This window comes from Pseudomonas sp. SWRI77, assembly GCF_014269105.1.
GTDB classification, from domain to species: domain Bacteria; phylum Pseudomonadota; class Gammaproteobacteria; order Pseudomonadales; family Pseudomonadaceae; genus Aquipseudomonas; species Aquipseudomonas capeferrum.
On record NZ_JABWRV010000020.1, the window covers coordinates 112,959 to 120,892 of the forward strand.

Annotated in this window: 10 protein-coding genes; 5 read left to right on the top strand and 5 right to left on the bottom strand. The window is 61.8% G+C overall.

Features of this window, described 5'->3' with window-relative positions:
* Positions 1 to 37 precede the first annotated feature (37 nt).
* The 5 genes from HU766_RS18985 to HU766_RS19005 all read left to right on the top strand — a co-directional run bounded on the left by HU766_RS18985 (position 38) and on the right by HU766_RS19005 (position 3,801).
* Positions 38 to 1,855 (top strand): penicillin-binding protein activator, encoded by a 1,818-nt coding sequence (locus HU766_RS18985; protein ID WP_186659708.1) that lies wholly within the window; start codon positions 38 to 40, stop codon positions 1,853 to 1,855.
* Positions 1,855 to 2,226, top strand: a complete 372-nt coding sequence (locus HU766_RS18990; RefSeq protein ID WP_033702843.1) for a YraN family protein — start codon at positions 1,855 to 1,857, stop codon at positions 2,224 to 2,226. Before HU766_RS18985 ends, HU766_RS18990 begins: the two co-directional genes overlap by 1 nt.
* Before the next feature lie 86 nt (positions 2,227 to 2,312).
* Positions 2,313 to 2,906: a phosphoheptose isomerase gene (locus HU766_RS18995; protein ID WP_012274070.1), complete on the top strand. Its 594-nt coding sequence runs from the start codon at positions 2,313 to 2,315 to the stop codon at positions 2,904 to 2,906.
* A complete protein-coding gene (locus HU766_RS19000) occupies positions 2,903 to 3,481 on the top strand; it encodes a BON domain-containing protein (protein ID WP_186659710.1) in 579 nt (192 codons plus the stop codon). Before HU766_RS18995 ends, HU766_RS19000 begins: the two co-directional genes overlap by 4 nt.
* A 101-nt stretch (positions 3,482 to 3,582) precedes the next feature.
* Positions 3,583 to 3,801, top strand: a complete 219-nt coding sequence (locus HU766_RS19005; protein WP_047582670.1) for a YgdI/YgdR family lipoprotein — start codon at positions 3,583 to 3,585, stop codon at positions 3,799 to 3,801.
* A gap of 51 nt (positions 3,802 to 3,852) precedes the next feature.
* On the opposite strand, the gene HU766_RS19010 is transcribed toward HU766_RS19005, so the two are convergent.
* The 5 genes from HU766_RS19010 to petA all read right to left on the bottom strand — a co-directional run bounded on the left by HU766_RS19010 (position 3,853) and on the right by petA (position 7,619).
* On the bottom strand, positions 3,853 to 4,284 hold the full coding sequence (locus HU766_RS19010; protein WP_033702846.1) for a ClpXP protease specificity-enhancing factor: 432 nt from the start codon (positions 4,282 to 4,284) through the stop codon (positions 3,853 to 3,855).
* Positions 4,285 to 4,294: 10 nt separating this feature from the next.
* Positions 4,295 to 4,918 carry a glutathione S-transferase N-terminal domain-containing protein gene (locus tag HU766_RS19015; protein WP_047582668.1) on the bottom strand — a complete coding sequence of 208 codons (624 nt, stop codon included), beginning with the start codon at positions 4,916 to 4,918 and terminating at the stop codon, positions 4,295 to 4,297.
* 117 nt (positions 4,919 to 5,035) lie between these two features.
* Positions 5,036 to 5,815, bottom strand: a complete 780-nt coding sequence (locus HU766_RS19020; protein ID WP_186659712.1) for a cytochrome c1 — start codon at positions 5,813 to 5,815, stop codon at positions 5,036 to 5,038.
* Positions 5,815 to 7,026, bottom strand: a complete 1,212-nt coding sequence (locus HU766_RS19025) for a cytochrome bc complex cytochrome b subunit (protein ID WP_033702849.1) — start codon at positions 7,024 to 7,026, stop codon at positions 5,815 to 5,817. The genes HU766_RS19020 and HU766_RS19025 overlap by 1 nt, the downstream gene beginning before the upstream one ends.
* On the bottom strand, positions 7,026 to 7,619 hold the full coding sequence (gene petA / locus HU766_RS19030; protein ID WP_027593998.1) for a ubiquinol-cytochrome c reductase iron-sulfur subunit: 594 nt from the start codon (positions 7,617 to 7,619) through the stop codon (positions 7,026 to 7,028). The genes HU766_RS19025 and petA overlap by 1 nt, the downstream gene beginning before the upstream one ends.
* Between the last annotated feature and the right edge of the window lie 315 nt (positions 7,620 to 7,934).

Consider the following 7,934-nt stretch of genomic DNA (forward strand, 5'->3'; position numbering starts at 1 on the left):
ATTGCCGGCCAACTTGATCGAGTAACAGGACCTTTACATGATCGCTTGCCTGCGGCTGCTCTCAGCCCTCTGCCTCGCTACCCTGCTGGCAGCCTGCGCCAGCTCGCCCTCATCCAGCCTGGGCGAGCTGCCACGCACCCCGGACGCCAGCATCGAGCAACTGCTCGAAAAGGCCGCCTCCAGCAAGTCTGCGGAAGATGCCGCCCTGCTGCGCCTGAGCGCCGCAGACCTGGCGTACAAGCAGAAGGACTACCCGCGCGCCGCACGCATTCTCGAGCAGGTCCCGATGGACACGCTCAAGCCCGCACAGCAAGTGTTCGCCAGCACCCTTGGCGCCGAGCTGGCCATGAGCCGCAACCAGCCCAAGGCGGCCCTCACCGCCCTGTCGCACCCTAGCCTGCAGCGTGTCGCCGAGCTGCCGGCAGAACAGCAGGTACGCACCTACAGCGTCCACGCCGCCGCCCTCGAAGCCGACGGCCAGGCCCTGGCCGCAGCCCAGCAGCGCGTGCTGCTTGCCCCGCTGCTCAGCGGCCAGGCCGCCAGCGCCAACAACGACTCGATCTGGGCGCTGGTCGCCGCGCTGCCGTCAGAACAGCTGCAGCAGCCAGCCAACGACCCGGTACTCGCCGGCTGGACCAGCCTGGCCCTGGCCGTGAAAACCGCCGGCACCCTGGAGCAACAGCAAGCCGCCATCGACACCTGGCGCCAGCAGCACCCGGACCACCCTGCCGCCCAGCAACTGCCGGTGGCGCTGGCCAAGCTCAAGGAGCTGGCCAGCCAGCCATTGACCAAGATTGCCCTGCTGCTGCCCCAGGAAGGCCCATTGGCAGGCGTCGCACGCGCACTGCGTGATGGCTTCATGGCCGCCCACTTCCAGGCTCAGCAGTCTGGCCAGCCGGCCCCCGCCGTGCAGGTATACGACAGCTCCCGCATCACCTCGGTTGACGACTTCTACCGCCAGGCCCAGGCCGATGGCGTGCAACTGGTAGTCGGCCCACTGGAAAAACCCCTGGTGAAAAAGCTCGCTGCCAATGCGCAACTGCCAATCACCACGCTTGCCCTGAACTACGCAGACGCCGGCCAGACAGCCCCGCCGCAGCTCTTCCAGTTCGGCCTCGCTGCCGAGGATGAAGCCCGCGAAGTCTCACGTCGCGCCCGCGCCGACGGCATGGTCCGCGCCGTCGCGCTGGTACCGAGCGGCGAGTGGGGTGACCGTGTGCTCGCCGCCTTCCGCAAAGACTGGGAAAGCAACGGCGGCACCCTGCTCGCCGCCGAACGCATCGCGCAGCCCGTCGCCCTGGCCCAGCAGATTGCCGACCTGTTCCAGCTGCGCCAGAGCGAAGGCCGCGCCAAGAGCCTGCAGAGCACCGTGGGCGGCAACATCGCCGCGCAGCCATCGCGCCGTCAGGACATCGACTTCATCTTCCTCGCCTCGACGCCGCAACAGGCCCAGCAGATCAAGCCGACCCTGAACTTCCAGTACGCCGGCGACGTACCGGTCTATGCCACCTCGAACCTGTACAGCGCCAGCGGTGACGTCAACCAGTACAACGACATGAACGGCATCCGCTTCTGCGAAACACCGTGGCTGCTCGACACCAGCAACAGCCTGCGCCAGCAGGTGGTGCAGCAATGGCCGCAAGCCGCCGGCAGCCTCGGCCGCCTGTACGCCATGGGCGTGGATGCCTACAGCCTGGCACCGCGCCTGGGCCAACTGAAAGCCCTGCCGGACAACCGCGTACAAGGGCTTTCGGGCAGCCTCAGCATGAACGCCAACCAGCGTATCGAGCGCCAGCTGCCTTGGGCCGAGTTCTCTGGCGGCCAGGTCAAGCGCCTGCCAGACACCGCCCGTTGATGCCAGACGCATCGCCCTCCCAGGCCGGTCAGGCAGCCGAAAACCAAGCCCTTGAGTTCCTTCAAGGGCAAGGCCTCAGGCTGCTGACGCGCAATTGGCGATGCAAAGGCGGTGAGCTTGATCTGGTCATGCTCGACGCCGATACAGTAGTATTCGTCGAAGTCCGCTACCGGTTGCACGCGAGCTTCGGTGGCGCCCTCGGCAGCATCGACGGGCGCAAGCAGAAACGGCTGGTGCTGGCTGCCAGCCTTTTCCTGCAAAAGGAGCCGCGCTGGGCCGCACAACCCTGCCGCTTCGACGTTGTCGCCCTGCAGGGCAGCCACCATGCAGGCAGACCGCTTCAATGGCTGAAAAACGCCTTCGAATGCTGAACCCACTTCGTATTTTTTGCTCTATGTTTCGCGGGCTGGTCTTTGTTGCGCGCCGCGCCGGCCACCGCCCCACTTAAGGTCACCAGATGGACATGCAATCCCGAATTCGCCGGCTGTTCCAGGCCAGCATCGATACCAAGCAACAGGCAATGGACATCCTGGCACCGCACATCGAGCAGGCCAGCCTGGTCATGGTCAATGCGCTTCTCAACGAGGGCAAGATGCTCGCTTGCGGCAACGGCGGCTCGGCCGGCGATGCCCAGCACTTCTCGTCGGAGCTGCTCAACCGCTTCGAGCGCGAGCGCCCGAGCCTGCCGGCCATAGCACTGACCACCGACAGCTCGACGCTGACCTCGATCGCCAATGACTACAGCTACAACGAAGTCTTTTCCAAGCAGATCCGCGCCCTGGGCCAGCCCGGCGATGTGCTGCTGGCGATTTCCACCAGCGGCAACTCGGCCAACGTGATTCAAGCGATCCAGGCCGCACATGATCGCGAAATGATTGTCGTAGCATTGACCGGGCGTGACGGCGGCGGCATGGCTTCGCTGCTGCTGCCCGAGGACGTGGAAATCCGCGTGCCTTCGACGGTCACCGCACGTATCCAGGAAGTCCACCTGCTGGCGATCCACTGCCTGTGCGATCTGATCGACAGCCAATTGTTCGGGAGTGAAGAATGACCCCTATGCGCCTCGGCCTGATGGCCCTGACCCTGTGCCTGAGCGTCACCGGCTGCAGCTCGGTGCTGACCTCGACCCGTAACTCGCCGATCGAGGACGATCGCGGCACGCGCACCATCGGCAGCAAGATCGATGACTCGCTGATCGAAACCAAGGCTGCGGTCAATATTTCCAAAGCCAGCCCAGACCTCGACAAGGGCTCGCACATCGTTGTCAGCAGCTACAACGGCATCGTCCTGCTTGCCGGCCAGACCCCTCGCGCCGAGCTCAAGAGCCTGGCCGAGCAAACGGCTGGCCAGGTGCAGCGCGTGAAGAAGGTGCACAACGAACTGCAGGTGATGCAGCCCTCCTCCATCCTGGCGCGCAACAACGACGCCTGGCTGACCACCAAGATCAAGACGCAGATGCTGACTGACAACGCCGTGCCAAGCTCGCGCATCAAGGTGATTACCGAGAACGGTATCGTCTACCTGCTCGGCCTGGTGACCCAACAGGAGGCCAATGCTGCCACCGGCGTGGTACAGGGCGTGTCGGGCGTGCAGAAGATCGTCAAACTGTTCGAGTACATCGACTGATTGACGGGCTGCCTGAACCGACCTCTTCGCGGTTGACCCGCGAAGGGCCGGCACAGGCAGCAACGTTGCTCCAATCCTTCCAGATACCCAGGAAACACCGCATGAAAAAGCTTCTGCTGCCTGCCCTGCTGTTTGGCACCTTCGCCACCCTGGCTGGCTGCTCCACCCCAAGCCTGATCACCCTTAACGACGGCCGTGAAATGCAGGCTGTCGACGCTCCGAAGTTCGAAAAGGACTCCGGTTTCTACGAGTTCCAGCAACTCGACGGCAAACGCACCCGCATCAACAAAGACCAGGTACGCACCATCAGCGACCTGTAATCGCAGGCGCGCTGCAAATAAAAAGGCGATCCGGTTGGATCGCCTTTTTTGTTACTTGACCACTTTCAGGCTTGGCCGCCCCGTCGGGCGCGGCGGCTGGCCACCGCCTTCTGGCGGGCCATCATCATCCGGCTCGACATCGTCGTCTTCAAGCTCCTCGCCTTCCATCAGCGACGGCTCCAGCTCGAAGACCATGCCCTGGCCGTTCTCACGGGCATAGATACCGAGGATCGCGCCAATCGGCACGTACAGCGTGTGGGCAACACCACCGAAGCGGCCTTCGAAGCTCACTGCCTCGTTATCCATGTGCAGGCTGCGCACGGCACTGGGCGAGATATTCAGGACAATCTGACCATCACTGGCAAACCCTTGAGGCACCTGGACTGCCGGATACTCGGCATTGACCAGCATATGGGGCGTGCAATCGTTGTCGACGATCCACTCATACAGTGCTCGAACCAGATAGGGGCGACTGGAGTTCATCAACAGCTCCTTAAAGCTTGCGCATTTCACGTTCAACGGAGGACAGGCTCGCCAGGAAAGGCTCGCGGGCGAACTGTCGCTCCATGTAATCCAGCAGCGGCTTGGCTTGCCGCGGCAATTCGATACCCATTACCGGCAAACGCCAGAGTATGGGCAATAGACAACAGTCGACCAGGCTTTGCTCATCACTCATGAAGCAGGCGAACTCACCGAACAGCGGCGAGACCCCCGTCAGACTCTCACGCAACGCCTTGCGCGCTTCGGCGCGGGCAGCATCGCTGTTGCGCACGTCGAGCACCGTATCGGCCAGGGCACACCAGTCACGCTGGATGCGATGCATGAGCAGGCGGCTGTTGCCACGCGCCACAGGGTACACCGGCATCAAGGGCGGATGCGGATAACGCTCTTCGAGGTACTCCATCACCACGGTCGACTCATACAACGCCAGGTCGCGGTCGACCAGGGTCGGCACGCTCGCATAGGGGTTAACCTCGACCAGCTTGGGCGGCAGGCGGCCAGGGTCGACGTCGATGATCTGCACACTGATGCCTTTCTCGGCAAGCACGAGGCGTACCCGATGAGAATAGTGATCAGTGGGGTCGGAATAGCAGGCTAACCTGTTGGTTGCGCCCATGTAGCGCCTCCTCGTACGGGATGCTCGTAACACTCAAAATGAAAACGCGCCCGGGGCACCCTGGCAAACCTGCCAGAGCCCCCCGGGCGCGTTCAACTACCAGAAATTACTGCGTGATCAGTGCACGTCCTTCCAGTATTCACGCTTGAGCAAATAGGCGAATACGAAGAAGAAAGCCAGGTACAGCAACACGTAGGTACCGATGCGCTGGCTTTCCAGTTTGACCGGGTTGGCCGAATAGGCCAGGAAGGTCACCAGGTTCTTGACCTTCTCGTCGAACTGCTCGGTCGTCAGGGTACCGGAATTCGGCGTGATGGTCAGCTGGTCACACGCTTCATGGGTCAGCGGGCTGCCCGTCAGCGGGTCAAACTGCTTCTTGCCATCGACTACGCTCTGTACCTGCTTGCAGCCAACCACCTGGTTGCCCTGTAGGCCAACCAGCACGTTGGGCATGCCAACGTTAGGGAACACCTTGTTGTTCACCCCATAAGGGCGCGACGGGTCCTCATAGAAGCTGCGCAGGTAAGTGTACAGCCAGTCTGTGCCACGCACCCGGGCAACCAGGGTCAGGTCGGGCGGCGCAGCGCCGAACCAGGTCTTGGCGTCGTTGGGGCGCATGCCGATCTGCATGTGGTCGCCGATCTTGGCACCGGTGAAGACCAGATTCTCGAGCATCAGCTCGTGCGGGATACCCAGGTCGTCGGCCACCCGCTCGTAGCGCTGGAACTTGGCACTGTGGCAACCCATGCAATAGTTGGCAAAGGTACGCGCGCCATCCTGCATGGCTGCCTTGTCGGTCAGGTCGATGTCGACCTTGTCCAGCTCCAGGCCTTGTTCTGCGGCGAAGGAAAAGCCAGGCATCACGGCCAGCAAAAATACTGCAATCAACTTTTTCATCAGCCAGTCACCCTTTCCGGAACCGGTTTGGTCTTCTCGAGCCTTGTGTAGAACGGCATCAGCAGGAAGTAGGCGAAGTACAACACCGTGCACACCTGCGACAGCAAGGTGCGGCCAGGCGTCGGCGCCAGCACGCCCAACACACCGAGGATGACGAAGGACACGCAGAACACCAGCAGGAAGAGCTTGCTGATCCAGCCCTTGTAGCGCATGGAGCGCACCGGGCTGCGGTCGAGCCAAGGCAGCACGAACAACACGGCGATCGCGGCCCCCATGGCGATTACGCCCATCAGTTTGTCAGGCACCGCACGCAAGATCGCGTAGAACGGCGTGAAGTACCACACCGGTGCGATGTGCTCCGGCGTCTTGAACGCGTTCGCCTGCTCGAAGTTCGGTTTTTCCAGGAAGTAACCGCCCATTTCCGGGAAGAAGAACACCACGGCACAGAACACGAAGAGGAACACCACCACGCCGACAATGTCCTTGACGGTGTAGTACGGGTGGAACGGGATACCGTCCAGCGGAATACCGTTTTCGTCCTTTTTCTTCTTGATGTCGACGCCATCGGGGTTGTTCGAACCCACTTCGTGCAAGGCCAGGATGTGCAGCACCACCAGGCCAAGGATGACGATCGGCAGGGCAACCACATGCAGGGCGAAGAAGCGGTTCAGGGTGATGCCGGAGATCAGGTAGTCACCGCGAATCCACTGGGTGAGGTCATCGCCGATCACCGGGATGGCGCCGAACAGCGAGATGATCACCTGGGCACCCCAGTACGACATCTGCCCCCACGGCAGCAGATAACCCATGAAGGCCTCTGCCATCAACGCCAGGTAGATCAGCATGCCGAACAGCCAGACCAGCTCACGCGGCTTCTGATAGGAGCCATAGAGCAGGCCGCGGAACATGTGCAGGTAGACCACGATGAAGAACGCCGAAGCACCGGTGGAGTGCAGGTAGCGCAGGATCCAGCCATATTCGACGTCACGCATGATGTACTCGACCGAGGCGAAGGCCTCTTCCGCCGAGGGCGTGAAGCTCATGGTCAGCCACACACCGGTCACGATCTGATTGACCAGCACCAGCAACGCCAGGGAGCCGAAGAAATACAGGAAGTTGAAGTTCTTGGGCGCGTAATACTTGCTCAGGTGGTCTTCCCACATCTTGGTGGCGGGGAAGCGCGCATCAATCCAGTCCATGAACTTGCTCATCATGCGTTCTCCTGATCGACGCCGATGACAATGATGTCGTCCGACTCATAAGAGTGCGGGGGCACTGGCAGGTTGAGAGGCGCCGGCTGCGACTTGTAGACACGGCCAGCCAGGTCGTAGTGTGAACCGTGGCAAGGGCAGAAATAGCCACCCACCCATTTCGGACCGAGGTCGGCGGGCGCCACTTCCGGACGGAACGTCGGCGAGCAACCCAGGTGGGTACACAGGCCGACGAGAATGAGTATTTCCGGTTTGATCGAGCGAACCTGCGGGTCGACGTAGGTCGGCTGCACCGAGGCCTTCGACTCGGGGTCGGACAGGTCTGCGGTGATTTTCTTGAGGTTCCCGAGAATTTCTTCCGTTCGCCGTACGATGAACACAGGTTGGCCACGCCACTCGGCCACCATCTGCTGCCCGGCCTCGACCTTGGCAATATTGACCTTCACCGGTGCACCTGCGGCTTTCGCCTTGGCACTGGGAAACCATGACCCCACGAACGGTACCGCAGCCCCCACTGCCCCCGCTGCCCCGACCACAGAGGTCGCGGCTACGAGGAAGCGGCGCCGGCCTGCGTTGACGCCGTCATTACTCATTCAGTCCTCTCCCATCAGCTTGCTTGGCCTGTTGAATCAGGCCTGTACTTAGGTAATGTCTGTGGCACTAAAAATTGGCCGCCATGGTAAGAAACAAATCCACACACTGACAAGGTGATTACCCGCTTACGGGCTACAACCCTCGCTTTGCTTGATCTGCGTCTATGCGGTAAGCCGTCACGGACATGCTGACAGGTTAGTTCAAGAATCGAGTAGGAGGCGGGTTCACACCCGCCGTCCTCTCACACCACCGTGCGTACGGTTCCGTACACGGCGGTTCAGGTTATGCGGCTAAGCCGGTTGATCGTATCCAGT

Excerpts from the sequence above, each read along its gene's own strand:
- HU766_RS18985 (WP_186659708.1), top strand. The coding sequence starts at position 38 with ATGATCGCTTGCCTGCGGCTGCTCTCAGCCCTCTGCCTCGCTACCCTG.
- HU766_RS18990 (WP_033702843.1), top strand. The coding sequence starts at position 1,855 with ATGCCAGACGCATCGCCCTCCCAGGCCGGTCAGGCAGCCGAAAACCAA.
- HU766_RS18995 (WP_012274070.1), top strand. The coding sequence starts at position 2,313 with ATGGACATGCAATCCCGAATTCGCCGGCTGTTCCAGGCCAGCATCGAT.
- HU766_RS19000 (WP_186659710.1), top strand. The coding sequence starts at position 2,903 with ATGACCCCTATGCGCCTCGGCCTGATGGCCCTGACCCTGTGCCTGAGC.
- HU766_RS19005 (WP_047582670.1), top strand. The coding sequence starts at position 3,583 with ATGAAAAAGCTTCTGCTGCCTGCCCTGCTGTTTGGCACCTTCGCCACC.
- HU766_RS19010 (WP_033702846.1), bottom strand. The coding sequence starts at position 4,284 with ATGAACTCCAGTCGCCCCTATCTGGTTCGAGCACTGTATGAGTGGATC.
- HU766_RS19015 (WP_047582668.1), bottom strand. The coding sequence starts at position 4,918 with ATGGGCGCAACCAACAGGTTAGCCTGCTATTCCGACCCCACTGATCAC.
- HU766_RS19020 (WP_186659712.1), bottom strand. The coding sequence starts at position 5,815 with ATGAAAAAGTTGATTGCAGTATTTTTGCTGGCCGTGATGCCTGGCTTT.
- HU766_RS19025 (WP_033702849.1), bottom strand. The coding sequence starts at position 7,026 with ATGAGCAAGTTCATGGACTGGATTGATGCGCGCTTCCCCGCCACCAAG.
- petA (WP_027593998.1), bottom strand. The coding sequence starts at position 7,619 with ATGAGTAATGACGGCGTCAACGCAGGCCGGCGCCGCTTCCTCGTAGCC.